Origin of the sequence: Paenibacillus sp. FSL R10-2778, assembly GCF_038593035.1 — a bacterium.
Classification (GTDB): Bacteria; Bacillota; Bacilli; order Paenibacillales; family Paenibacillaceae; genus Paenibacillus_AQ; species Paenibacillus_AQ odorifer.
Genome location: NZ_CP151956.1, coordinates 2341108 through 2367601, shown reverse-complemented (window position 1 = coordinate 2367601; position 26494 = coordinate 2341108). Strand labels below are relative to the sequence as shown.

Sequence of the window (26494 nt, the reverse complement as noted above, 5' to 3'; positions counted from 1 at the left end):
TCCGAGAAAAACGACTAAATAAGTTAACGCTTCCATTGGATACTCAAGCTCACGCATTCCTGTCACCGCTTCCGGTATAAAATGATGATACTATATTCAAGCAGCAGCTTAAATTTCGTAATCTACAGCAATCGAGAGCTCTTTGACTTCATTAATGTGAGCAATAACTTCTTTATGCGCCGGATGAACCTGATACGCCTGTAAATCCTCTAGAGAAGCCACTTCTGTGACTAGAGCAATATCAAAGGAACGATCGGAATGAATGATGTCAGCACCCACCTCGATGGAGAGGAGCTGCGGGATCTTGCCTTCCATATTACGCAGTACTGCTACCGTTGCCGCTACGCTTTCTTCGGACCGATCTTTTAATTTGAAAAACACAATATGTTTGATCATTCTATATCGCTCCCTAATGTAATATTGTAATTAGATATTAAAAATATATCATAAGCGTAGCTGTTCTGAAAGAAACTTAAACGGTGTTGTCAGAAATAGCAGCATTAACCATTGCCGATATACCAGAAAGTGTTGTAGTATATTTTTAAAAAATCGGAGGAATTATGCCTAATAACCAACAAGAAACTCATAATATCCAGGCGTGGTCTCTGATCAATCGCAAATACCTTGGACAAGGCGTTCGAGTCAAAAGATTTCGCCGTCCAAAGCGCAGCCAGATTAGAAACCGTGTGCTGCTTGCTGTATTGATGGCTAAGGATATCAAGCTGTCACGACTCGCAGAAGAGCTTGGTATATCCTCACGCAGTGTAAGCGCTTGGGTATACGAAGGTCGTATCCCTTCCAACAATAACATTGACAAGACCTGCCGCCTATTGGGGTACCCACCCCACATTCTGTTCAATGAAGCATTGATTCGTCAAAGCCCCATTGTATGTCAGCCTACACCTTCACGTTTTATGAAAAGAAGTATTACCAGTTCACCGCGCAGCAATGTTATCCTGACCGGACTTTGTATGGTTTACGATTTCTCAGTAACGGATGTAAGTATCTGGATAGGCGTCCATCCTGGAACATTTCGAAAATGGCTCCACAACAGCCATCTGCCGACCCCTGCTCTGCAGGAAAAAGCCGAAGCTTTCTTTCGGATTCCACGCCATATTCTATTTGCAGACTGCGGAACGCTCTAATACAATCCTCTCACAAAACACGTCTAACACAGCCCTTCTTCAAGAAATCATGAGAAGGGTTATTTGCCATACCTTTTTTTCTTAAAAAGAGGTCATACTACTGTGTGTAAATATATTGTGTAGTACTAAAGAACGGGTCAGGAGGCGCAAGATGAAACTTAACGGAATTCTGTCAAAGGGCTATACCGATACTTGGAAAGTGGCCCCTGGTGTCATTGGACTTCGCACTATGTTTGTAAATGTCGCATTAATTGGCCAGCCCTCTTCGGATTGGGTTCTTGTAGATACTGGTCTTAGCTCATATACAGGCAATATTATTGATTTTGCTACGGAGCATTATGATAAACCTCCGGTGGCAATTATCCTGACGCATGGGCATTTCGACCATATTGGGGGTGTAAAAAGGCTTGTTGAGGAATGGAATGTGCCTGTATATGCTCATCCGCTAGAACTACCTTTTCTGACAGGTAAAGAAGACTACCCTCCAGCCGATCCAGCCGTAGGCGGCGGGCTTATGAGCATGATATCGCCATTGTTTTCACATCATGGCATTGACCTTGGTTCAGCCGTTCATCCCTTGCCGGAAGACAGGACTGTCCCTGGTGCGAAGGGCTGGGAATGGATCCATACCCCTGGACATAGTCCCGGACATATCTCCCTGTTCAGGCCTGAGGATAGAGTGCTGATCGCAGGTGATACATTCCTTACGGTCAAACAGGAATCCGTATTTGCAGTGGCTACGCAGCATCAGGTGGTGCATGGCCCACCCTCTTATTTCACGACAGACTGGGAAGCTGCTGAGAAATCGGTCCGTACCCTTGCCTTGCTGAATCCACATCTTGTTCTTTCGGGACATGGAGTACCCATGGAAGGTGAGGAGCTGTCTACTCAGCTTGCTCATTTGTGCAAAAATTTCAAAGAAATGGCGCTACCGGGTCAAGGTAAATTTGTGTAAAAAAGGTACTCCTGATCAGCGCACAGAGGTCTAGGGAAAAAGTCCCTATAATTCATTTGATATAGCCGATTCTACGGATATTCAACGAAATTATAGGGAGTTCCTCCCTAAATTACTTGCTTAGTGCAGATTTACGTGCGACGATATATCTCAGTATGTATTGATGTTTTTTTCCAAGCGGCCCACATAAAGTCTCCACACATGAGCCGGTCGTAATTATTTTCGTACCTGCAAAATGTTGTCTTAAATCTTCTTCACTAAAAAAATGGGCGTATTTTCCCTCTTTGTATTCGTAGGTTCCCGGTTCCAAAAGTGTTCCACAGCCGTTGTTCGCATCCTCATCGGAAAAACTGGTAAAATAGAGCAAGCCATCCGGCCGCAGCTGTTCCAGACAATTAGCTACGAGCCTGCGGCGATCCTCTTCGAGAAATAAATGCAATACGTCATAGCAGTAGACAGCATCAACCTGTACTTCAGAAATAGGATCTAATACGGAACCTGAGATAAAATGGCTCTTGGGATCCCATTCTGCCGCCATCTTTAACGCGTCCTCGCTCAACTCAATGCCTAAGGTCTTAAACTCATCTGAGAACACCTTCGTATTTCTTCCGTATCCCGCACCCGGGACTAAAACTGATTTCACGTTATGTTGCCGGAATATATCCCTTGCTGCCTGAGCTGTAGGACTAGGTTCACTCCCCCAGATCATTCCTTCCTGAGCAAATCTTAGACTCCAGTATTCGGACATAGATTAGACCTTCTTTTTAAATTTATTCGCTAATTTCATCGCAAGGAACTGAGGGATCAGGTTTAGCATACTAAAAAATATAAACGATCCTGTAGGTCCAAGTGGTTTGAAAAACGTCCCGTCCCAACCGCCTTCCCCTGACAAGTTGCTAATAAAATAATAAGAGACAAATGCAGAAGCGATATTCCCAATGACTATAGCCATTATATTATTAGACCATTTTCCCAAAAAAGCTATTAGTGATGTTATGACGATCATCATTAAATAACCAACCATTGAACCATTATTGAAATCTTTATCCATCGCGAAATAGACAAATGGAAAACAGTACACAATAATGATCAGGAGATTCAATCCTAATTTTCTCACCGCATCCCCTCCTCAGCTAGTTTTTCACTCTATACCAATACTGATAGATCTCCTTAAAACCCAGCTTGTCATACAAGGCTGAAGCCCCCGTATTCGCTTGCACAACTTGCAGAAAGGAAGTCGTTGCTCCCTTTGCTCTACCCCAATTAAGCAACGCTAGCAGCAGTTGTTCCGCCATTCCCTTTCTACGATGAGCAGGGGAAGTGACAATATCATACAGACCCAAGTACCCGTTCTGAATCACACCAAGACCGCAAGTGACAGGAACACCATGATTAAACAACAGGACATAACCCTGCTGCAAATGTGATGCAGACAACATTCTAGTTAAGGTTTCCCGGTTCTTTTCAGACAAGCCGGTAAGCTCACTGAAGGTGTGCAGCCACTCTTCAGTCAAGCTTTCCTGTATCTGTACCGTATAACGCAGATCAGGGCTCGCTAAGTCCCCCAGATCAAGAAGCCTTACAGATGAAGGCTCGGCAATTGTATAGCCACGCTCTGCAAGAATCTCATCAAGCTTTGGCGGCTGGATGTAGGGAGTTATTTTGAACACGGACTGTAGTCCAGCATGCTCATAATACCGTTCCGCAAGCTTGATTTGTTCTGTGAGTTCAACCTGAGAGCTGTCAGCACCGTATAATGGATTGACCGAATTGGCCCTTTTTGTATAACCAGCTGCCGAACGTAGAATCCAGCCCTGCAGGAGAACACTTTGCTCCGCCGGCCAAGTATTAAGTGTGATTTCTTCTATGAATTTATACAGCTTAATCCGCTCCTTTTGAAGCACGTTTGTTACGCATCGCAGGCAGTAATTTCACAGCTCCCTCCCCTTGGCAGGTGAAATAGTCATATTCGGGAGACTCTTTGCCATAGAGAGCTATTTTCCCCTCACCGTTATAATGAACACCCCAACCAAAACGCTTCGGCAACAGTGAAGCCCTTAGACAAGGATGATTTTTGGAAAATAGTTCGTTCCATATTTCTTCCTTACGGGCCAAACGTTCTTCCTGTGGAATTTGTTTATGGCGCACATGAACCTCGTACAGAAGTTCTTCATGATTGTATTTGTAGGGCTCATTGATTAACAGTTCATATTGAATCACATGTGCAGGCGGGAGCGTTCGGCAAGACATCGGAGGAACTCCTATTTCCTCAGGACAGTCTTCTGCTACACGAATAAAAGTATCGGTATAGCTCATTTGCATCACCTCCATCTTAAATAGAAATATATTCCTTCTATGATAAATCATTTTCCTATTCTAAGCATAGCCGAATTTTCTAAAGCCCATGATGGATGAACAGCAAAAACGGCCAATCCTCTAAACTACGGAGAATTAGCCGTTCTCATTTACCAACTCGACTTGGTAATGCCCGGAATCTGACCTTTATGCGCCAATTCGCGGAATACAATTCGGGAAACATTAAATTTCCGCAAATAGCCTCGAGGTCTGCCCGACACTTGGCATCTATTTTTTTGACGAGTTGCGGAGGAATCACGTGGCAGCTTTTGCAAAGCCATATAGTCCCCCTGTTCCTTTAGTTCTTTTCTTTTAACAGCGTATTTGGCGACTAGTGCTTGTCTCTTCAATTCTTTCACAACTTTAGATTTCTTGGCCATGTTCGTTCTCCTTCCATCCTTTAAATCTACTCGTTCAATGCACTCTTCAAGGCTTCCAGGTTCTGACGCATGATTCCTAAATAATCCAGGTTTTGACTGCGATCTTCCTCTGTTAATCCTTCAATTGGGTTTAGAACGGCTGCTTTGGCACCAATCTCTTTTGCTATTGTGTCTGCCACACTGGAGGATACAAGTGTCTCGAAGAAAATCGTCTTCACTTTATGCTCTTTCGCAAACTCCACAATCTTACTCATATTTGCGGCAGAAGGCTCCTGCTCCGGAGATAGTCCGGCAATCGGGACCTGAGTTAATCCATACTGCTTGGCAAGGTATCCAAAAGCCGCATGCTGAGTAATAAAATCCTTGCGTTTAGTATCCTTAAGACCGTCCTTAAATTCTTGATCCAGTTGCTCCAGCTTAGCTACATAAGCATCTGCATTTGTCTTAAAATCCTCGGCATGTTCAGGTGCGGCAGCAGCTAAAGCTGCTTCAATGTTACGCACTTCTTGAATGGCTAATGTAGGATTGAGCCACACATGCGGATCTAATCCACCGTGATCATGCGAATGCTCTTCATGCGAATGCTCTTCATGAGCATGCTCCCCTTCTTCATGAGCATGTTCTCCTTCTTCATGAACATGCTCCCCTTCTTCATGGTGGTGGTCAGCCTCTTCCTCTTCCTCTTCCGTGCCTTCCATGATGTCCAGACCCTTGCTCGCTTCTACAGTAATTAACGGAGTGCCAGATACACTTTCCAGCACCTGATCTACCCAACCTTCCATTCCTGCGCCATTATAGATCAGCATATCCGCATCTGAGATTTCTGCCATATCTTTTGCTGTCGGTTCCCAATCATGGGGTTCGATTCCTGCTGGTATGAGTGCTTCCACGTCCGCCAGATCTCCTGCCACATTTTTGGTAAACTCGTAAATAGGATAGAAACTGACTTTAATATTTAATTTAGATGACTCCGGAAGGGCTGTAGCTTCTGCGGCTCCAGAAGCATTCGTAGTAGTAGAAGAATTAACAGCATTATTACCGCAACCGGCGGCAATAAGTAACGCGGACAGGGACAAAATGGCTAAATGATGGATTCTAAATTTCATTGAGAGGTGTAACTCCTTTACTGGAAATAGTTTTATGAATTCGCCGACGATTTCTTAGTCGGATCAGCTTCTGTACCAAAATTGCGATTAATAAGAACGATAGCAGTATAAGAGCAATCGTCCCACCAGGCGGTGTATTGATGTAATACGAGGCACTTAGGCCACTAAAAACGCCGAGTAATCCTACGCCGATTGAGATCAATATAGCTGTCGTAAAACCAGACGCTATACGCAAAGCAATCGAAGCTGGCAAAACAATAAGCGCTGAGACTAACAGCACTCCAACAACTGGCATCGCAGCAGCGACTGTCATTCCAGTTAGTACAGCAAACGAAAATGATAACCAGCCCACATGAACTCCACTGATACTAGCGGTCTCTTCATCAAAGGTCAGATTATATAAGGATCTGCGTAACACAATAAAATAGATCAGACCGATTACAGCAACCACAGCGATAATCTTTAGTTGAGTATCGCTGACCGCAACGATGGAACCAAACAGATAGGAACTGAAGCTTTTACTTAAATTCTGCTTTAAGCTCATAAGTACAACTGCCAATGCTAATCCAGAGGTCATAATAATCGCTACCGGAAGCTCGCTATATGTACGATAAGACCGTCGAAGCTGTTCGATGACAATACCACCGAGAATCGCTACCATGAAGCCACTTAGTGCCGGATTAAGCTGTAGTATTGAGCCTAGTGCTACTCCTGCAAGCGAAACATGAGAGAGGGTATCCGCCATTAGGACCTGACGGCGAAGCATGAGATATACCCCGAGTAGCGGACCGATAATGCCAATTAATCCACCGGCCCAAAATGCACGTTGCATGAATTCGTAACTAAACATTGCCAACCCTCATTCTCCTTTCGTTCCAGGCTGATCAACGTATCCAGATAGGAGCTGGTCTCTTCCAGGCCATGCGTCACCATGATTACGGTCCGGCCGTGTTCACTGACATCATGGCGCATCAGCTTATAGAACCCAATACGACTGTCCAGATCCATTCCCGTAGTTGGTTCGTCAAGAACCAATATCTGCGGCTGTTGTGCCAATGCTCGAGCGATGCAAATCCGCTGCTTCTGGCCGCCTGACAGTTCTCCTATCTTCCGGTCTCGCAAATGCCACATCTCCACCTGCTTTAAACTTCGCTCGACGATCTCGTCCTGCTCAGGTGTAAAGCGTCTAAATAATCCAAGCCTTGGATAACAACCCGAGCGAACCAGTTCGATCACCTTACTTGGGAACCCTGCGTTAAAAGAAGCTACCTGCTGTGGAACGTAGCCGATAACCATCTTTCCGTTATCTGATAACTCTTTATTCAACTGAACCGTTCCACTCCATGGACGAAGCAGGCCGAGCATTAGCTTCAGCAGGGTGGTTTTAGCAGCACCATTGGGTCCCGTTATACCAATAAACTGTCCGGTATGAATATCTAATGAGATATCATCAAGAACAGGTTCATCCCCATACCCGAACACTACATTCCGCATGGATGATAGGATCATCATGCCTCGCCTCCCTTCTGACTGATATTATGTCCAACCAGATTAAATCGTAAGTTTTACGATTTAACAAATTTGATAATATCGTAATCATTACGATTTGTAAACCCAAAACTGAAAATTAATCGTAATAATAACTATTAGTCCTTTTTCGAATACAACAAAAATCCGGAATCCCACCTTCTGGATTCCGGATTTCCAACGTTAATTTACTAAGTATCTATTCCTCAGCAGCCGCAAGGAGTTCTTCAATAGGCCACGGAAGTGGATTGTTGAACTTTGTCCAATCCTGCTTCAGCTCCTCCGCTGTCAGCAGACATCTGTCCAATCTGGCTTCGAGTTGTGCCTGATCTATATTTACACCGATAAATACGATTTCATTTATTCTATCGCCCCACTGCTCGTCCCATTTTGCCCGCAGCTCAGGTTCGCTTTCCAGCACCTCCAGCTGCTGATCCTTAGGCATTGTAGCCAACCAGTAACCAGCAGGTCCGAACTGAATGGAAGGTCCTGCCTGACTTACAGTAGCTGCAAGATCACCTTTTGCCGCTACCCATGCCACCCCTTTTGCCCGAACGACCTCTTCCGGCCAGTTGCTAAAGAAAAAACTTAATCTTTGCGGGTGGAACGGTGTTCTCCGGCGATAGACGAAAGAAGAAATCCCGTATTCCTCCGTCTCAGGGGTATGGGTCTCTTTATTCAGCTCCGCGATCCAACCAGAGGATAAGCTTGTTTTCTCAAAATCAAACAATCCGGTATTTAGAATTTCCTTTGGATCTACTACACCGTTAATTGTACGGATCAGCTTAGCAGACGGCTGAAGCTTACGCAGCACAGCTTCAAGCTTATTGAGTTCATCTTCTTTCAACAGATCGCACTTATTAAGCAGCAAGACATCACAAGTTTCGATCTGATCAATAAGCAGATCCACAATATCGCGGAAATCCCCTTCTCCAGCCGTTTGGTTGCGGTCCATCAGACTATCACCTGAGGAGAAGTCATGCCAGAAACGCCCAGCATCCACAACAGTCACCATCGTGTCTAATTGAGCAAGCGAAGTCAGATCAATATCCAACTCGGGATTGGCATAGGTAAAGGTCTGTGCTACTGGCACAGGTTCGCTAATGCCTGAGGATTCAATCAGGATGTAATCAAATCGCCCTTCCGCAGCCAGTTTTTGTACTTCGACAATCAAATCATCACGAAGTGTACAACAGATGCAACCATTGGACATCTCAACCAATTTCTCTTCAGTCCTGGAAAGCGTATTTCCGGACTTCACCAGATTCGCATCCACATTCACTTCACTCATGTCATTTACAATAACAGCTACTTTAAGACCGTCACGGTTGTGCAGAATATGATTCAACAATGTTGTTTTCCCAGAGCCCAAATATCCACTGAGCACGGTAACAGGGAGCTTTTTCAACTATATCACTCCTATCGTTTATAAAATCAAGATTAAAAACATCCGCCCTTAACGGGTTTCGCGATGTAAGGTTACTCTCTTAAGGCGTGGACAATATTTTTTCATTTCCATACGCCCTGGATGATTTCGTTTATTCTTGGTAGTGGTATAGTTGCGATCTCCTGTCTCCGTACATGCCAGAGTTATGATTACTCTCATCGTTTCCATCTCCTTTTGATTAAATCGTAATAATTACGATTAACACATCGTACACGGTTTATTCACAATCTGTCAACTATGATCTTGTAAAAATTTCAACTCTCTTAATTTTGTGGTCTTTCTGGTGGACAAATTACGTATAGATGGAATTATAAAAAATATGATTCTTGTAATTCCTAGAGAATCAGGCAGGAGTGGAGATCATGAAGATACCAGTAATTATTTTGAGCGGGTTTCTGGGGAGCGGGAAGACAACTCTGCTGTTGTCCCTGCTGAAAGAGAGCAAGGTAAGAGGGCTGAATCCAGGAGTAGTAATGAATGAACTGGGCAAACGAGATGTGGACGGGTATATTTTGCAGGAGCATACCGGTACAGCTGTAACTAAACTGCTGGACGGATGCGTATGTTGTAGCCGTAAAGAGGATTTGGCAGATAGCCTGATGGTGCTGCTGAGAGGACGTCCAGATGCCATTTATATGGAGTTGAGCGGCGTCGCCGATCCTGAAGAAATCGCCAAAACGTTGCAGGAAACTCCTCTACAGGATCTGGTGGAGCTGCACTATACCATCACTCTGTTAGATGCGGAAAATGCTCTGGAATATAACAGCAGACTCTCCTCTGACAAACAGCTCGTTCGGACCCTGCGTAAGCAGCTTTCCACAGCTGATCTTATTGTCGTTAATAAAAGTGATCTCGTAGAACCGGAAACCTTATGGCGAATTGAAAAGGGAGTTCGTAAACAAAATACGGAGGCTGAAATTGTGTACACCCATTACAGTGAAATCAACCTGTCTCCGATATTGTCAGGAATTATCCCACGTAAAATCATAGCTCCGGCTCCGCAGCGAGCGCCTCAAACCTTCAAAGGAGCATCACTGAAACAAATGCATTCAGAGCATGGGGGAACCGCTGTAAAAGAGCTGCATGAGGAGCAGCATGCTTCTTTCTCGCAGGTAACAGCCATCACGTTAACCATTCCGCAGGTAAGGACAACAATGCCTTCTAAAGAACGCCTAGAGGCCTTCTTTCAAGAATGGGGTGACAACCTGTTACGTGCCAAGGGGCATATTCTTTTGTCCGAACAGGAGCCGGTTCAGCTTGTTCAATATGCGGGGATGCGTACTACCTGGGAAGCCTCTCGTTATCCTGGTATGCCATATGTGGTGTTCATCGGGATGAATATAGATGAAGAACAGCTGGCAGATCGGTGGTCCGCCTTATTCGAGTTTTGACTACCTTTTCACCATTAAAAATACTGCCGTTGCTCCTCCCGATCTCTTTTCTGATTATCATTGGTTTTGTATGGCTGCCGAATCATCTGGAACTGTTGGATAATGCGTACATCGACACCTTCAAAACCGCTTTTATCGGCATATTGCTGGAAGCCTTGCCGTTTGTATTAGCAGGAGCATTGTTATCTTCACTGCTTCGCGTCTTTATCCCGGATGAAATGATTTCCCGGTGGATTCCGCGGCGACCTCTTCCGGCTATTCTGTTCGCATGTCTGCTCGGAATTATTTTTCCGGTCTGCGAATGTGGAATGATCCCGCTCGTCCGCCGGCTTATCCATAAAGGTATGCCTGTTTACGTGGCTATCGTGTTTATTTTGTCCGGACCGATCCTAAATCCTGTCGTCTATGGGGCGACCATGACAGCATTTCGCAGCCACTCGGAGCTGGCCTATGCCCGTATGGGTCTGGCGTTTGTTGTAGCCTGTCTCATAGGCTTGATAATCTACGCAACGGTCAAAAAATCTCCCATCCGCCTAAATGTTCAGCGTGAAACGGGGGAAGCTCATCACAATAATTCTCGCGGGGGAAAAATAGCCGCTGTTTTCGTCCATACCTCAGATGAGTTTTTTGAGATGGGGAAATATTTAATTATCGGCTGCTTGTTAACCGCTGGTATTCAGACATTTATGGTTCAAGACAGTCTGGCCGCGATCGGAGCTAAACCGCTGGGGTCATATTTCTTCATGATGGGACTGGCATTTGTGCTCTCGCTCTGCTCTACCTCAGATGCCTTTGTAGCTTCCACCTTCGTACATTCTTTTCCATCTGGGGCTCTGCTCGCTTTTATGGTATTCGGACCCATGCTGGATTTCAAAAATTCATTGATGTTGCTCTCACTGTTTAAGACCAAATTCGCTCTTTATTTGTTCTTTCTGATCTTCGCAAGCGTGTTTGTTGGGGCGGTATTCATGTCCTTGTGGCTGTAATTCATAGAGGTGGTAAGCTGTTGCTTACAACATGGGTAGGAGGATAGAGCATGAATGACTCTCGTAGCATCCGGTTTCACTATTTGTTAAGGGCGGTCATTCTGCTCGCTTTCTCCCTCTATATCGGGCATCTGGTACAGCAGGACGCTTTGCATTATTATGTAGCTCCTAAACTGGCACGCTGGGTTCAATTATGCCCAATCCCGCTGACACTTATGGCGCTCAGTCTGACCATACAGGCTTTATTTGGCAAAGGTAGTGTTCTCTGTGACTGCGAGCATCGGCTCCCACATTCTTTTTTCAAAAGTACAGCGCTATATGGATTATTCCTTTTTCCACTGCTGCTCGGATTTCTTCTTCCTGATCGCGCATTGGGAAGTATGGCTGCTGCTAAAAAAGGAATCTCCCTATCCTCCTTGCCCACTGAAGCTAAAAATTCCGCGAGATTCGAGTCCATTGATCCTTACCATGAAGAGCTTACTGAGCTGGCCAAGATCCTTTATGCACAACCTGTGGTCCCAGTTTATTCGGCGATTTTCTCCGAAACTTTAGGTGCGCTTGAGCTGTACAAACAACAATTTGCAGGCAAAGAAATTACTATTTCCGGCTTTTTATATCGTGATCAAGGTGAACATTCAGAGAATTCTTTTGCCATAGGTAGATTTCTGGTCCAATGCTGTACTGCCGATGCTACACCTTTTGGGATATTAGTGGATTCCGGCAAGCTAAAAAGCCTGCCTACCGATACCTGGATAGAGGTTCGGGGCAAGCTTCAAGTTGTTCCCTATAAAGGTCAAGAAATTATGCAAATTAGTGCAGAGTCTATTACACCTATCAAACAACCCGTAACACCTTACATCTACACCAGTCCTGACTCTATCACCGCATGGAAGGAGCTAGAAGGCTCAACTAAGATTACTAAATAATCGCATCTAGCTCATCCTCATCATTCTCAGACTTATTAGGATTAAATACTTCTACCATAATACGAGCTGGAATACAGATAATTTGCTGTTTGGGTCTTGAGATGAACCCCATTTCCAAAGCAATTCTTAAGGGAGCATCAGAATAGGTCATTTGGATTCCATAATCAAACACCTTTAGCGTATTGTGGCCGAATTTCGTTTGAATATCTATAATTTGTTCTTCTTTAGTCAAAGAAACGGTTTTGTATTCTTTACCGTCCACCGTAATTATAGCTTTCAAATCCCCTTGCTGATACTGCTCATTGCTGCTGTCCCACCACTTCATGCCATAAATCAAGCCCGCAGCTAACAAGGCTATCACAATAATTAAAATATCCCCGCGCTTCATTGTTAGCAAGATAAGAATCCTTTCATGACAAATAATATACGTAATGATTACGATTAATATCAATATATTAATCATAACCCTATTTGTCAATGATGCTCACCTAAACGAATTTGGGCAGACCACTCTCTTAATACCCGGTCGAGCTCTTTTATCGAGATGGGTTTAGAAATGAAATCCTGCATTCCAGCACTAAGACACATCATCTTATCTTCATCTCTGGCAAAGGCTGTAGCCGCAATGATGATTGGATTCAGCCCTAGCTTCTCACGTATGATTCCCGTTGCTTCTATTCCATCCATAATAGGCATCTGAATATCCATAAATACCAGATCATAATGATTGGAAAGCACAGCCCGAACTGCTTCCTCACCATTTAAGGCGATGTCAGGAACATATCCCCTCTTTTTCAGATACGCCTGCATAAGCTGCTGATTCACAGGATGATCTTCAGCAATAAGAATGGACATCGGTCCATATTCACCGGTAGTTAACTCTTTAACAGTGGATTTATCATTTCTGACCAAATCTGTTGAGGCGTTGACGGTCAATTTCTGATCCCATTCCTCTTTGGGTAGAGAGACCTCCACTGTAAAATAAAACTCCGAGCCTTCATCCTCACAGCTATTTACACCGATAGATCCGCCAAGAAGCTCGGCCAGCTTTTTACTAATGGCAAGTCCAAGCCCTGTACCGCCATATTTACGATTGATCGACGGATGCAATTGCGAGAAGGATTGAAATAATAGACCTTGGCTGGAAACTGGAATCCCCAACCCAGTATCTTTTACGACAAATTTCACGATAAGATTTCCGGATGCCTCTGAGGCTTCTAGCATAACAGAGATACTGATTTCACCTGTCTCCGTAAATTTCACTGCGTTCCCAACCAGATTTACGAGAATTTGACGCAATCTCGCCCCATCAGTCATGATGACGGCTGGAAGCTCAGGAGATAACTCGCTAGTAAGTAAAAGCCCTTTTTCCTTAACCTTCGGATAAAACAGTTCACAAACGTTCTGTATCACTTCATGTAAATCCACCATTTGCAGTTCAAGCGTCATCATGCCTGCTTCAATTTTGCTGAAATCCAGCACTTCATTCAGAATATGAAGCAATGCCTCTCCGCTTTTGTTAATGATCTGTGTGTAGTAGCTTTGCTCTTCATCCAGCTCCGTCCCCGATAAAAGATCAGCCATCCCAATAATACCGTTCATAGGCGTACGCAGCTCATGGCTCATGATCGCTAGGAACTCCGATTTTGCCCGGTCCGCTTCCTCGGCAGACTCCTTCGCCCGCACAATCTCCTTCTCCTCCGTGATATCACGAAAGACGACAACCGCCCCAATCCGTTCACCACCATCAAACAGTGGGGTCATTCGATATCTGACTAAAAAGCTTGAACCATCCTGCCTCCAAAACACACCCTCCCTATCTTCAATAGTGAGATTATTGGAGCGCGAAGGAAGCAGCGTCTTCTGAATTCCTGTAAAAGACTCGTTATCCAGCCAGGTTTGGTGAATCGCATGAAATTTGCTGTTTCCCCACTCAGTAGGATCGAAACCCAACATAGTAATGGCTGCTGGATTAATGAACATCGTGTTGCCTTCAAGGTTCATCCCAAATATGCCCTCAGAGACCGAATTCAAGATCAGCGCATATTCGTTACTTAATTTCTGTATTTCTTCAAAATGACGCGTACGTTCCCCAATATCGCGGGTTACACAGACAAGCTCTTGATTCCCGCAGGTCTCAGAGTAAATATACCGCAGTGTCGTTTCTGTCCAAATACAGGTTCCGTCTTTGCAAATAAACCGGAGAATAACAGGCTCAAGCTTCTTCCCCTCCATACAATTGCTGAGATATGAAGTTAATTTGATTCTGTCCTCCGGATGTATGTAATCAATCCCTCTAGTTCCGCACATTTCTTCTGGTGCATAGCCAAACATAGTCTGGCAGATGGGTGAGGCATACAGATAGGTAAAGCTCCCGTCCGCTGCATTACGTGAAATGAAGTCCATAGAATTTTCTGAGATCAGACGATAGTTCTGCTCACTTTCCCGCAGTTGTTCTTCCATTCGTTGACGTTCGGTGACATCCTGGGCTATCCCGCTGATCTGCAGCAGTCTTCCTTCTTCATCCGTAATCACTTCCCAGTGCGCATCCAGATATTTCAGCTCTCCATCCGCACTATGAATACGGACCGTTACTTCGCCATTAGTCCCATTCTCCATGGATTGATGTACTAACCGTTCAAGTCTGATGAAATCGTCAGGATCAATGCAAGCAAAAACACGTCTGTAATCAAAATAAGAATGATTGCTCTCATCTTCCAAAAAGCCAAAAATATTACGCATTTCTCTGGAAACCGTCAGCCGTGATTTTGTCATGTCCCATTCCCAGGACCCCATCTTCGCAAGGTGTTGCGCTTTAGCCAGCATATCCTCGTATTTCTTGCGCTGAGTAATATCGCGACCAATGGTTAATATCTGTTTAACGTTCCCCTGCTCATCACGTACCACTTGGGAAGAACTCTCGATCCACAAATAATGTCCATCTTTATGACGGGCTCTACGAGTAAATACGTCCGTATCGGAATATATCTTACCTTGTTCAATCATCTCTAGAGCATCATCTACGTGATAATACTCGGGTCTTTTAGTACCTATCATTTCTTGTGCAGAATAACCTAACAGCAGCTCCACTGAGGGAGATACGTAGTGCAGTGTCCCGTCAGGATCGCCAAAAGAAATCATATCCGGTGTATTTTTCGTAATCAAATTATATAACTGCTCATCTTCATGAATCTTTTGTTCAGCAAGTTTTCGGTCAGTGATATCTGTTAACTCAGAAATCAGGACATAGGGTTCACTGGAATTCTCCTGATAGATTAAAAATATATGTTGGGCTACCCAGATGATTTCTCCATCCTTACGCAAGAACCGCCGTTCTTTCTCCAATGCAGTCCCAGGCTCAGCTAGCAAATCGTTCAGGATAACGGAATGATCGTTATTAGTTTTATCTTCCGGATACACAAGATCCAGATAATTTATATTCAAAAGATCTTCTTCTGCATAACCAAACATTTGGCATAGCGCAGGATTCGATTGTAATAACGTCCCGTCCTTCGGAGAGACTACCGCAATCCCGATAGAAGACCGTAAGTATAGCTGTTTAAAAAGAAAATCAGACACCTGTAAGCCTCCTCTTTTGAAAATGGGGGACTATATTAACAAACTTGTAATAATTTCAGTATACCTTTTTTTCGGTAAATAAGCTTGATAGTTGAGTCCTAAATGATAGACTGGTAAATTTCGCAGTAAAACTCCGCAAAAAATAAACAGCAAGTCTCCCTCTGAAAAGGAAACTTGCCGTGTGTGCATGTTACAACTCTAAAGTCCTATTCTATTATCAAATTTTCCAGCTGAAGCTTCTTAATTTTCTTACGGATAGGTGCACCAATAATTAAAAAAACAAGACCTAAAAAAATCAACATACCGCCCATTATTACGTTTACCATACTGAGATTCTGTGATGAAAAAGAATAATTTATTACACCAATCATCACATTAAATAGGCCTAAAATCAACTCTAACCACATTACAGATTTCCATAACCTGTTGATTCGCTTATAGTGTTTTATTCTGGATTCCAGATCTGTGTAAATATCAAACGGACCTTCCACTGACTTCTTTCTAAGGTAAACCCAGCGCATGTAAGTACTCACACAATCTATACCGTTTTCCTCTAAAAACTTGATATATTTGATGCTATCCGGATGATCCGGCAAGTTATCTAAAAGCTCAATTCTATACGTGTACTCATTATTGGGGGTCTCTGTAAACACATATTTGCACCAAGATAATTCTGATAGAGCCATCCCCTTCGCAGACATTTCATTAAGCCACTTTTCTTCCTTCTCATAATCCCAAATCAGCTTGCGAACCACATGTTTCATTTGGACTCACCTCCAGCTATTCTCTTACCATTGGCTATCAATTCTTCCAGACGGATGATCTCTCCCTGAATCACTGACTTTCCTAAGCCGGTAATTTCGTATTCTTTTCTACGAGAACCTTGCTCCCCTTCCACTGCTTTTATCCAGCCTTTTTCCAGTAAAGTGTTAAGTGCTCCGTATAAAGTGCCCGCGCCCAGATCAACCCGACCGTTACTTAAGTCCTTCACATTCTGCATAATTGCGTATCCGTGCATTGCTGTATATAGAGACAATAAGATATAAAATACAGCTTCAGTTAATGCGCCTCTTTCTGTGCTTTCAGGCATCATTTCATCCCCATTCTATTACTGTTGTCGATATATCGGCTTCCGTAATACCATTATTGCGGAAGCCGATATAATTGTCAATACAAAAACACCCATTTTTTTCATCGCAGCGATTATGAGCGCAACAAAAAAACGCCTAGCACTTAGCTAGGACGGATTTGTTGGGGGGGCTACTCAGCAGCTAGATACTCCCACCGTGGCACCTATTCCTTTCTCATTATGAAGTATCGGACTGAGATGCCGCTATTTCCGAAAAATAGCGTGTTTCAGCTTACGTTCGGACTCAGATGCAGCTATTCGTCTCCAAACACTCGCTTTTCACACGATTCCTTAGCAATAAGCGCTATGCAGTCCGAAACCTCTGTAAAATGTGCCAAAAATCAATAATAGCGGCCATACGGTCCGTTAGCAGACACTGTTCGCACAGATTCTAAAACTACAAAAGTCTATACAAAAAAATAGGCCAGATAAGATATGTAAAAAAAGAACATACCCAACCTGACCTATTCTTTATTTTGTTCTGCATAGTTTTTATGGTCTCTCTTTTGAGGCATTTTCAACCATGACACCTAGTACATTTTTAAACGTTTGAAGATCCTGTTCAGAAATATTGGTGATCGTATCATCTTTAAACTTTTCGGCAACTGGCAGTAAATCGAGATAGATCTGTACTCCCTTATCTGACAATTCCAACTGCTTGACTCGCTTATCCGCATGGGTGCCAGAGCGATGCAAGAAACCCTCAGATTCCAATTTTTGAAGCAGCCTGACTACGCTGGGCTCTTTTATAGACATTTTATCTGCTAATTCTCTCTGGGTTATGGATTCACTGGTATAGATGTAATACATCGCAATCCATTGGCTCCGGGTCATATTATACGGCCGAAATTCCTTTTCCAAGGCTTCCGCGAATATTTTTGCACTACGGTTTGCAATAAAGGCCATACAGTCATCTAAATTAAACAATGTTTACACCAACCAATCCCAACTGTTTTATCTTAAAATAATCAACTCTTTTCTAATTTATTATAGCAAAATATATTAAGGAAGCTGAACATACTTTTCAAGTGATCACATAGTTCATTTATTTAGGCTGCAGCAGGATCCATCTCCCGAGATACTTAGAACAACTTATCCTTGATGCAACGCTCCAATTCCTAAACCGAATGCAGCTTCATGAATTACTTCCCCAGTAGTTGGATGGGCAAAGATTGTCTGTGTAATCTGTTGTTCCGTAAGCCCATTGGCAATCGCAAGTGTAAGACTACTAATCAGAGAAGACGCATCGGGACCAATGATAGACCCTCCCACAATCTGTCCGGAGCCATTATCTTTGATTAATTTGATAAAACCTTCCGGTTCATTCATTGTCAATGCTTTTCCGTTACTTGCAAAAGATACCTTACTCACACGATAGTCCAGCCCATTCTCCTTACATTCATCTTCCAACAGCCCGACGCTGGCAATCTCTGGAGAGGTGAAAATTACATTCGGTACCGCGGAATAATGCATATCTTGGGATTCACCGAGTAAGGTGTTTACAGCCGTAATGCCCTGATGTGAAGCAACATGAGCAAGCTGAATAATGTTAGTTACATCGCCAATCGCATACACATTTTCTACATTCGTACGCATTTGTTTATCAACGGCAATACCTTTACCACGTTCATTTAGTTGAATACCTGCTTTTTCGATATCCAGACCCTCTAGGTTAGGCTCGCGTCCAATAGCGACCAATACTTTTTCACTAACTAGCAGATGCTCACCCTCACTATTCTCATAGGTTACAATCGCCTGACCATCATCCGCACGTTGGATTTTGGAAACTTTGGAGTTGGTATGAATATGAATCCCAGCCCGCTGAGCTAAACACATAATTTCTACCGAAATATCACTGTCCAGCATCGTTAGCAGACGGTCCATAAATTCTACAACATGAACTTCAACTCCTAGGTTACGGTAAATGAAGGCGAATTCCATGCCGATAACCCCGCCACCGATGATAGTTATTACCTTTGGTAACTCTTCGCAGGCGAGCGCTTCAGTACTGTTCATTACAAATGGCAGATCAACTCCTGGGATATTCACCTTGGAAATCCTCGAGCCTGTTGCCACAATGATATTTTTTGCTGAAATACGGTAACTATTTTCGCCGGTTACCTTCACTTCATGCGCCGATAGGAACGAAGCGTGGCCGCGAACAACATAAAAAAAACAGGTTTCCAATCTACCTGAATAGGTAAATCAGAAACCTGTTTTTGTTGATAGGATGCGGTCAAGAGGACTCGAACCTCCACGATATTGCTACCACTGGCACCTGAAGCCAGCGCGTCTGCCAATTCCGCCATGACCGCATATTATGTAACTGGCGACCAAAACCGCCTGTACATAATACTATACTCCCTCTGCACTTAAAACGCAAGGTTTTTGTGTTTTTGAAATAGGCTTCATATAAACTCATAGGCACAACCAATCAATATTATTCAGTTTATATATTTCTATTATAAAGCCTCCTATGGTACAACATAGATAAAGTAAGGCGCTATGACGGAGATGTCGGAATAATCGATCAATAGAAAGGATGAATACTTATGAACCAGCAGTGGAATACCCAAACCTATGATACTGATATGGCCTTTGTGTCTCAGTTTGGAGAATCATTGATTGAGCTGCTTCACCCACAGCCAGGCGAACAGATTATCGATTGGGGCTGTGGAACCGGGGATTTGGCGGCAGCCATTGCTGCTAGGGGTGCCACTGTGACAGGTATTGATGCCTCTGCCGAAATGATTCAGACAGCCCGTGACAAACATCCCCATCTAAGCTTTGTCTTAGCTGATGGGCAAACTTATGTCGCAGAACAGCCAGTCGATGCTGTGTTCAGCAACGCTGCCCTTCACTGGCTAACAGACGCAAACGGAGCGGCGGCGTCCATTGTTGCCAGCCTGCGGGTAGGCGGCCGTTTCGTGGCCGAGTTCGGTGGACTGGGCAATATTGCTTCCATCGTCGCTGGCCTTCCACAAGCTTTTGCAGCCATTGGCTGTAGTCATAAGCTGCATTTGCCCTGGTACTTCCCAAGCGTTGGCGAGTATGCAACTCTACTAGAGAAGCACGGACTGACCGTGGACCTCGCCCTTTGTTTTGACCGGCCAACACCACTGGAAGGCTTGGAGCAAGGATTTCAGCGGTGGCTGAATACTTTTGCCGATGGAATCTTAAGTGTGCTCACACCCACCGAACGCGCAGAAGTTCTCTCTTCTATGGAACAGAAATTGAAATCCAAGCTATATCAGGACGGCCGCTGGGTAATGGATTATCGCAGAATCCGGATTGTTGCTTACAAACGAAGCTAGAATAGATAAGAAATACTTCTCATGTTCAATAGTCAAAAAAAGAGTGCACTGGCGCTTAACACGCGCTAGCACACTCTTTTTACACGGGATCCTATTTTCTATCTCCAACGTACCGATCACTGCCAGCGCCAAGTCCCACAACCATCAACAGCACACTTGCACCCAGCAGTAAAATCAATGGCACCGTCCAGCTGTTCGTTACATCATGCAGCCAGCCGAATAATGCCGGTCCCATTGCTGCCAGTACATAACCCACAGATTGGGCCATTCCTGACAGCTCCGCCGCTTCTTGCGTGCTTCTTGTTCTTAGACTGAAGAACATCATCGCAAGACCGAAGGCAAATCCTCCGGCAATACCAAAGCATACCGCCCAGACAGCCATTAAAGCGCCGCTGCCTTGCCAGATGCCACCTAATGCGATGAAATAAAGAACAGCAGTGATTATAACTAGAATACGTTGGTTCTTCATCCGGCCTGCCCACAGCGGTACGAAGAAAGTAAAGGGTAGCTGTGCCAATTGCATGAGCGAGAGAAACCAACCCGCATTACTCGACGACATTCCCCGTTCACCGAGGAGAACCGAAAACCAGGCAATAAAGACGTAATAAAGCAGTGACTGTAAACCCATAAAGATCGTGACTTTCCAAGCAAGAGATGAACGCCACATATTTTTGCTAGAGGCTGCACTCTTAGAGCCGGTTCCTTGATTAAGCTTTCGCATTTGCGGAATCCAGAACACTGTTGCTAGAGCTGCGATCATAAACCAGATGGCCAAGGTCCCTCTCCAACCGAATCCAGCATTTGTTGCCAGCGGTACACTAATTCCTGAGGCAATGGCTGCGCATAAATTCATAGAAACTGTATAGATACCTGTCATTAACCCGATTTTGTGAGGAAACTTCCCCTTAATAAGACCTGGAAGCAGTACATTACACACGGCAATGGATAATCCAAGTATAGCAGTACCTGTGAACAACAGACCTGCTCCAGATCCCGAGCGAATTAGAATTCCCATAGCCAGCATGACCATGGCAACTAATAACACATTAGCTAAACCAAAACGGCGGGCCAGCTTTGGAGCAAACGGGGACAAGATGGCAAAAGCCAATAATGGTAAAGTAGTAATAGCTCCTGCTAGAGTATTGGATAAGCCGAGGTCATCCTGAATCAATTGTATTAATGGACCCACAGAAGTAAATGGAGCCCGCAGCGCTGCAGCGATAAAAATAATTCCCAGCACAAGCAGCCAGCGATCATATTTGCTGTCCATTAAGCTATTATTCTGAATGTGTCCTTCGCTTTGTGAAGCTTTCATCGTGTATCCTCCTAAATTACAAACAAATAACCCCGGCCAAGCACAGAGCTTGTCAAGGATTTGAAATATTTTAAACACTATGAACCATCATCTACTATTCTATTAGAAGTTACAACCCTTAAGTAATTTTATACCCGAATTATTGACAAAACCGCTGACCATCTTTAGTATCCATATCATCGGGTAGTTGAGAATCAATTTCATTTGAACTCATATTTAAACCACAGAAAAGAGTGAACAGAATGCTTCGAAGGTTTTTTTCCTACTATCGTCCGTATAGAAAACTATTTATATTGGATTTCTCCTGCGCTGTTTTTGCGGGACTGCTAGAACTGGCTTTTCCGGTAGCCGTCAATAAATTTATTGATGATTTGCTTCCTGGTCAAGATTGGCCGCTTATTCTTATCGCTTGTGTTGCGCTGCTGGCGATTTACGCCTTAAATACGGTGATGCAGTATATTGTCACCTACTGGGGTCATATGCTGGGCATAAATATCGAAACTGATATGCGCAAAAAAATGTTTGACCATATTCAGAAACTCTCGTTCCGATTCTTTGATAATAATAAAACAGGCCATCTAATCGGAAGAATCACCAATGACTTAAATGATATCGGCGAAGTGGCGCATCACGGTCCTGAGGATGTATTTATTGCAATCATGACCCTTGTCGGAGCCTTTCTCCTAATGGCTGATATTAATCTGAAGCTGGCGATTATTACTTTTATTATCGTTCCAATTATGGCTTGGGTAATCATCTACTTCGGCCGCAATATGACTTCAACTTATCGCCAGCTATTTGGAAATGTAGGCAGTTTCAATGCCCGTATCGAAGATAATGTCGGCGGGATTCGGGTCGTGCAATCTTTTGCCAATGAGCAGCATGAACAAGAGCTATTCGCAGTAGATAATCAAATGTTCCGCAAAACAAAACTTATGGCTTATAAAATCATGGCTAGAAGCTTGTCCGTCAGCTATATGATGACCCGCCTCATTACTATCCTGGTGATGATCTGCGGCGCATGGTTCTTTATCAATGGCGAGCTGCAAATCGGTGAATTTGTGGCGTTTATCTTGTTGTCGAATATCTTCTTCCGCCCTATCGAGAAAATCAATGCCGTGATCGAAAGTTATCCTAAAGGAATTGCCGGCTTCAGACGTTATCTGGAGATCATTGACACGGAACCTGACATCAGTGACAAACCGGATGCCGTGGAGATCAACGCTTTGCGCGGTGATATTACATTCCAGGATGTATCTTTTGGATACGAAGAGAATCGTCCGGTTCTGCAAAATATAAGCCTTAACGTAAAGGCTGGCGAAACCATTGCCTTTGTTGGGCCGTCCGGCGCAGGCAAAACAACAATCTGCAGCCTGCTTCCGCGCTTCTATGATGTCACAGCCGGGGCCATCACGATTGATGGCATCGATATCCGTGACATGAAGCTGGAATCGCTGCGCAAACAAATCGGGATCGTGCAGCAGGATGTTTTCCTGTTCTCCGGGACAATTCGCGAGAATATCGCCTATGGGAAACTGGATGCAAAGCTACCTGAAATCTGGGAAGCTGCGCGACGTGCTCATCTGGAGGAGCTCATTCAGAATCTGCCAGATGGAATGGAGACAGTCATCGGGGAGCGCGGTGTGAAGCTGTCCGGTGGACAAAAGCAGCGCCTGGCTATCGCTCGCATGTTCCTCAAGAATCCGCCGATTCTGATTCTGGATGAAGCTACTTCCGCGCTGGACACAGAGACCGAAGCCGCAATTCAGCAATCCCTGGCTGATCTGTCCGTAGGCAGAACCACACTCGTCATCGCTCACCGTTTGACGACGATCAAAAATGCCGACCGGATTATGGTCGTGAATGAAGAAGGAATCGCTGAACAAGGCAGACATGAAGAACTAGTCCATGCTGGTGGAATTTATAGCCGTCTGCATCAGGCGCAATATAACTTTTAAAAAGTATTTTGCCACAGCTGGGCAAAAATGAAGCAAGCCTAGTCACCATGTTTTTGGCGACTAGGCTTGCTTTTTCGCGTAACTCCTCTATTTGCAGCAAACGTGATGCTTGATTAAGGAATTCCTCCCTGATTTTCTTTGGTTTATTGCTCTAATCCTTGCAATCAGGGAAAACCTCCCGCAAATTCACCCCAATTTGCTCATAATAGTGGAATTCAGGCGATATTTAGGGAGGATTTCCCTGAAAAGCTAAGTAACCAGCAAAAATTAGCTATTTTCAGGGAGGTTTTCCCTAAAAATTAAAAACGGCACAATTAAAGCTCAGTTCTCCTACTTTCGCTATTGCGGCTCTGTTCCCCATACCAGCACTCCGTTCCGATAAAGGGTCACCTTGTTCCAAGCCGCATAAGCGGTCTGAAGTGAATTAAACGAATAATCATTGGCCTCGTTAAAATTGCTCCAATCTGTCTTGTGTATCCGGGTCTGAATATCCCCGGAAGTTCCTCCAGCGACAAGCATGCCCGCACCTGCGTTGAATTTCACTTCCAAATAGTAATCTGCTCCCGTTCGGGGCGTGTCCAGCTTTACAAAGCTGCCTGCTACCTTGCTGTTGCCGATCTGGGCATAATCACAGAAAAAGGATTGCGGCTTGTCTCCATCGATCGTATACCAGTAACGGATGCTCAGCTCGCTAAGATCGACTGCAGTTGTGCCGTTATTTTTAATATTAAAATAGGGCTTCATCTGGTTGTCATTTGGGTTAGTATCCGCTGTCCGATACGCCACTGCAAGCCCGGTGACCGGTTCGACAGGCCCCGATCCTTGCGGTGTAGCCATCGCTTGTACAGAATTGCTGCTCGTACCCGCACTATTGACAGCATTCACAACATAATAATAAGTCGTTCCGTTGCTAACCGCCGCATCGCTATAGCTCGTCCCGGTAGCCGTAGTCAGAGTGGTATAAGGGCCACCACTCGTAAGTGACCGTTTCACCGTATAGGAAGTCGCGCCCGCCGAGGTGCTCCAGCTAAGATTCACGAGCCCATTGCCTGCAGCTGCATTCAAGTTAGCAGGAGCTGCTGGAACTACGGGAGCTGCCACTGTCTCCAATACAGACCAATAAGCTGGCTTGGACTGAAGGCGCTCATCGAACAATAAAGGCCAATTGTTACGGGCTACCGGATAGGTACGCAGCCAAGTATTACTGTCATCCTTCCCCCAGAGAGTGACATTCGTGACCGTATCCGTGTGCCGCAGGAAGATTTCAAATAATGATTTGTATAAAGCCGCTTGGCGCTGCTTCAAATTATCAGGGAAGGTCTCATAAGCTTGAGAATTATCAGAATACACACTAATATCCAGCTCAGTAATATGAGTTTCCAGCCCTAAAGCCTTGAATTTGATAATCGAATTCTCGATTTCAGAGAGCGAAGGATAATACAAGCTGATATGTGTTTGATGCCCTACTCCGTCAATAGGAACCCCTTTAGCCTGAAGTCGTACGATTAGATTGTATAGTGCTTGGCTTTTGGCTGGCTCATGCGTATTGTAGTCATTAATGAACAGTTTTGCGTTAGGATCAGCTTCATGAGCGAACTGGAATGCCTTCTCAATATACTCTTCACCCGCGATCTGGTACCACAGGCTGCGGCGCATGCCATCCGATTGCGAAGTATCAATCACTTCATTAACGACATCCCAAGCATAGATTTCACCTTTATAACGTTCCATAACAGTCTTAATATGACTCTTCATCCGTTCATATAACACCGTTTTGGAGACCAAATTACCACTGGCGTCACGGAATACCCAATCCGGTGTCTGCGAATGCCAAACCAGGGTATGCCCACGTACCTGCTGTCCATTTGCGGTGGCAAAAGCTACTGCCGTATCAGCTTCAGCGAAATTAAACACACCTTCCTGCGGCTCCGTGCTGTCCCATTTCAGAACATTTCCTGGCGTTACACTATCAAAATGCTTGGCTAACAATTGCCGATCCGGAGCTGTCAGCAGCTCACTATTCGTAAACGCCGAGCCGATCAGAAATTTGTTTGCAAACACATCCTTTAGCGAAGGAATCGCATCTTCGATGACAATTGGACCGAGATCCGGTAGCTTTTCCAATCGAAAATCATCCAAATAAAAAGAAGTTGTCGCGCTACCCGGCACTTCAAAATAAATAGAAAGCTGATCTGCCGGCTCCAATAGCTTGTACTGCGCCTGCAGCTTCACCCAACCGTTCGCTGTCACTGCACCAAAGGTCAAATTGTCATAATGAATGGTAGAAGGTAATGTCCGCTGCAATGACATATAGATATTCGCGTTAGATGATCCGGCAGGCAGCTTCACCCATCCAATAAACACATAAGTTTGTCCCACTTCCAGCTGGCTAGTCACATCCAGTGAAGGTCCATGCCACGTTTTTGTTCGGCCGCTTACCTCCAGGCCATATGTGCCGCTGCGTGCCGCATCTGTTTTGGCTGTAAGCACCTCAACTTCCCCACGTCCACTCCAGCCCTGAACAGTGCCATCTTCAAAATCGCTTTGCTGAATAAGCGTGTTCTCCGCATGTGCGGGTGCAGCCCAATACACAGGTACAAGCAAACATAAAACCAAAACAAAATTAAGCGCTTTCAAAAAAGTTCTTTTTTTCATCGCTTCGATTCTCCCTTCTGAATTAGGTTCGAACCTTATGGCTTCGTTTCTTCCTGTTCCCCGATACCGCTCGGGCCACACCACCTTTCTCATAAAAAAAATCAGAGCCTATCCTCAGGAGGAACCAAGCTAGGCAGGTCATCCGTGAAGTATGGGCTCTATATCGCCATAATATCACATTTGTTTCCATTTATGGAATGAAAATAAATTATTTTCGATCTTATTTTACTTAAGCTGAACGGATCTGCGTTATCAGCTCCATTTAGCGCCGAAAAAACCCAAGAGACGACACCATTATGGTGTTGTCTCTTGGGTTACATAACATG

The 26494-nt window shown here is 44.4% G+C and carries 26 protein-coding genes and 1 tRNA gene; 7 read left to right on the top strand and 20 right to left on the bottom strand.

The annotated features are described in order from the left end of the window. Positions 1-108 precede the first annotated feature (108 nt). The gene (locus NST40_RS10260) at positions 109-396 is read right to left on the bottom strand and encodes a Dabb family protein (RefSeq protein ID WP_036689213.1); all 288 of its coding nucleotides are present in this window, start codon (positions 394-396) and stop codon (positions 109-111) included. 164 nt (positions 397-560) lie between these two features. Here NST40_RS10260 and NST40_RS10255 point away from each other — a divergent pair, with 164 nt between their 5' ends. Further along, positions 561-1145: a helix-turn-helix transcriptional regulator gene (locus NST40_RS10255; RefSeq protein ID WP_036679391.1), complete on the top strand. Its 585-nt coding sequence runs from the start codon at positions 561-563 to the stop codon at positions 1143-1145. Positions 1146-1296: 151 nt separating this feature from the next. Continuing rightward, entirely contained in the window at positions 1297-2100 is an 804-nt protein-coding gene (locus tag NST40_RS10250; RefSeq protein WP_076125083.1) for an MBL fold metallo-hydrolase, read from the top strand. Positions 2101-2212: 112 nt separating this feature from the next. Here the strand turns inward: NST40_RS10250 and NST40_RS10245 are convergent, their stop codons facing one another. The 10 genes from NST40_RS10245 to rpmG form a co-directional block, all read right to left on the bottom strand. Next, positions 2213-2848: a class I SAM-dependent methyltransferase gene (locus NST40_RS10245; RefSeq protein ID WP_076219388.1), complete on the bottom strand. Its 636-nt coding sequence runs from the start codon at positions 2846-2848 to the stop codon at positions 2213-2215. A gap of 3 nt (positions 2849-2851) precedes the next feature. Beyond that, a complete protein-coding gene (locus tag NST40_RS10240) occupies positions 2852-3217 on the bottom strand; it encodes a hypothetical protein (RefSeq protein WP_076219387.1) in 366 nt (121 codons plus the stop codon). 16 nt (positions 3218-3233) lie between these two features. Then, positions 3234-4004: a GNAT family N-acetyltransferase gene (locus tag NST40_RS10235; RefSeq protein WP_081387434.1), complete on the bottom strand. Its 771-nt coding sequence runs from the start codon at positions 4002-4004 to the stop codon at positions 3234-3236. Continuing rightward, on the bottom strand, positions 3982-4416 hold the full coding sequence (locus NST40_RS10230; protein ID WP_081387435.1) for a DUF6157 family protein: 435 nt from the start codon (positions 4414-4416) through the stop codon (positions 3982-3984). The genes NST40_RS10235 and NST40_RS10230 overlap by 23 nt, the downstream gene beginning before the upstream one ends. Before the next feature lie 149 nt (positions 4417-4565). Then, on the bottom strand, positions 4566-4835 hold the full coding sequence (gene rpsN, locus NST40_RS10225; protein WP_038569786.1) for a 30S ribosomal protein S14: 270 nt from the start codon (positions 4833-4835) through the stop codon (positions 4566-4568). Positions 4836-4861: 26 nt separating this feature from the next. Beyond that, complete coding sequence (locus NST40_RS10220) at positions 4862-5941, bottom strand: metal ABC transporter substrate-binding protein (RefSeq protein WP_076276359.1); 1080 nt, start codon at positions 5939-5941, stop codon at positions 4862-4864. Then, entirely contained in the window at positions 5931-6797 is an 867-nt protein-coding gene (locus NST40_RS10215) for a metal ABC transporter permease (protein WP_076125073.1), read from the bottom strand. Before NST40_RS10215 ends, NST40_RS10220 begins: the two co-directional genes overlap by 11 nt. Next, on the bottom strand, positions 6743-7450 hold the full coding sequence (locus NST40_RS10210; protein WP_076125071.1) for a metal ABC transporter ATP-binding protein: 708 nt from the start codon (positions 7448-7450) through the stop codon (positions 6743-6745). Before NST40_RS10210 ends, NST40_RS10215 begins: the two co-directional genes overlap by 55 nt. Before the next feature lie 217 nt (positions 7451-7667). After that, entirely contained in the window at positions 7668-8876 is a 1209-nt protein-coding gene (locus NST40_RS10205) for a GTP-binding protein (RefSeq protein ID WP_076276360.1), read from the bottom strand. A gap of 48 nt (positions 8877-8924) precedes the next feature. Next, positions 8925-9074 (bottom strand): 50S ribosomal protein L33, encoded by a 150-nt coding sequence (gene rpmG / locus NST40_RS10200; RefSeq protein WP_076098468.1) that lies wholly within the window; start codon positions 9072-9074, stop codon positions 8925-8927. Between the two features lie 203 nt (positions 9075-9277). On the opposite strand from rpmG, the gene NST40_RS10195 reads away from it, so the two are divergent. From NST40_RS10195 to NST40_RS10185, 3 genes are read left to right on the top strand one after another with little or no spacing between them, the layout of a single operon-like run. After that, positions 9278-10306 carry a GTP-binding protein gene (locus NST40_RS10195; RefSeq protein WP_076276361.1) on the top strand — a complete coding sequence of 343 codons (1029 nt, stop codon included), beginning with the start codon at positions 9278-9280 and terminating at the stop codon, positions 10304-10306. Then, positions 10303-11292 (top strand): permease, encoded by a 990-nt coding sequence (locus NST40_RS10190; RefSeq protein ID WP_076276362.1) that lies wholly within the window; start codon positions 10303-10305, stop codon positions 11290-11292. The genes NST40_RS10195 and NST40_RS10190 overlap by 4 nt, the downstream gene beginning before the upstream one ends. Before the next feature lie 50 nt (positions 11293-11342). Further along, positions 11343-12218, top strand: coding sequence for a TIGR03943 family protein (locus NST40_RS10185; protein ID WP_076219883.1), 876 nt, complete (start codon positions 11343-11345; stop codon positions 12216-12218). Here NST40_RS10185 and NST40_RS10180 read toward each other — a convergent pair. The 7 genes from NST40_RS10180 to NST40_RS10150 form a co-directional block, all read right to left on the bottom strand. Then, on the bottom strand, positions 12211-12606 hold the full coding sequence (locus tag NST40_RS10180; protein ID WP_036679457.1) for a NusG domain II-containing protein: 396 nt from the start codon (positions 12604-12606) through the stop codon (positions 12211-12213). The genes NST40_RS10185 and NST40_RS10180 overlap by 8 nt on opposite strands. An 86-nt stretch (positions 12607-12692) precedes the next feature. Beyond that, positions 12693-15797: a PAS domain-containing hybrid sensor histidine kinase/response regulator gene (locus tag NST40_RS10175; RefSeq protein WP_076276363.1), complete on the bottom strand. Its 3105-nt coding sequence runs from the start codon at positions 15795-15797 to the stop codon at positions 12693-12695. 206 nt (positions 15798-16003) lie between these two features. Beyond that, positions 16004-16561 carry a DUF2812 domain-containing protein gene (locus tag NST40_RS10170; RefSeq protein WP_076276364.1) on the bottom strand — a complete coding sequence of 186 codons (558 nt, stop codon included), beginning with the start codon at positions 16559-16561 and terminating at the stop codon, positions 16004-16006. After that, positions 16558-16887: a helix-turn-helix transcriptional regulator gene (locus tag NST40_RS10165; RefSeq protein WP_076133666.1), complete on the bottom strand. Its 330-nt coding sequence runs from the start codon at positions 16885-16887 to the stop codon at positions 16558-16560. The genes NST40_RS10170 and NST40_RS10165 overlap by 4 nt, the downstream gene beginning before the upstream one ends. A 531-nt stretch (positions 16888-17418) precedes the next feature. Continuing rightward, positions 17419-17853 (bottom strand): MarR family transcriptional regulator, encoded by a 435-nt coding sequence (locus NST40_RS10160; protein WP_076133667.1) that lies wholly within the window; start codon positions 17851-17853, stop codon positions 17419-17421. A 165-nt stretch (positions 17854-18018) separates the two neighbouring features. Beyond that, the gene (locus NST40_RS10155; protein WP_342410652.1) at positions 18019-19113 is read right to left on the bottom strand and encodes an FAD-dependent oxidoreductase; all 1095 of its coding nucleotides are present in this window, start codon (positions 19111-19113) and stop codon (positions 18019-18021) included. Positions 19114-19157: 44 nt separating this feature from the next. Continuing rightward, a tRNA-Leu gene (locus tag NST40_RS10150) sits at positions 19158-19241 on the bottom strand. Between the two features lie 237 nt (positions 19242-19478). Here NST40_RS10150 and NST40_RS10145 point away from each other — a divergent pair. After that, the gene (locus tag NST40_RS10145; RefSeq protein WP_076276366.1) at positions 19479-20240 is read left to right on the top strand and encodes a methyltransferase domain-containing protein; all 762 of its coding nucleotides are present in this window, start codon (positions 19479-19481) and stop codon (positions 20238-20240) included. 91 nt (positions 20241-20331) lie between these two features. Here the strand turns inward: NST40_RS10145 and NST40_RS10140 are convergent, their stop codons facing one another. Beyond that, positions 20332-21510 (bottom strand): MFS transporter, encoded by a 1179-nt coding sequence (locus tag NST40_RS10140; protein WP_248549329.1) that lies wholly within the window; start codon positions 21508-21510, stop codon positions 20332-20334. 287 nt (positions 21511-21797) lie between these two features. Between NST40_RS10140 and NST40_RS10135 the strand changes: the two genes are divergently transcribed. Next, positions 21798-23513 carry an ABC transporter ATP-binding protein gene (locus NST40_RS10135; protein WP_076125049.1) on the top strand — a complete coding sequence of 572 codons (1716 nt, stop codon included), beginning with the start codon at positions 21798-21800 and terminating at the stop codon, positions 23511-23513. Between the two features lie 339 nt (positions 23514-23852). On the opposite strand, the gene NST40_RS10130 is transcribed toward NST40_RS10135, so the two are convergent. Beyond that, entirely contained in the window at positions 23853-26168 is a 2316-nt protein-coding gene (locus tag NST40_RS10130; protein WP_076276367.1) for an endo-1,4-beta-xylanase, read from the bottom strand. Positions 26169-26494 lie beyond the last annotated feature (326 nt).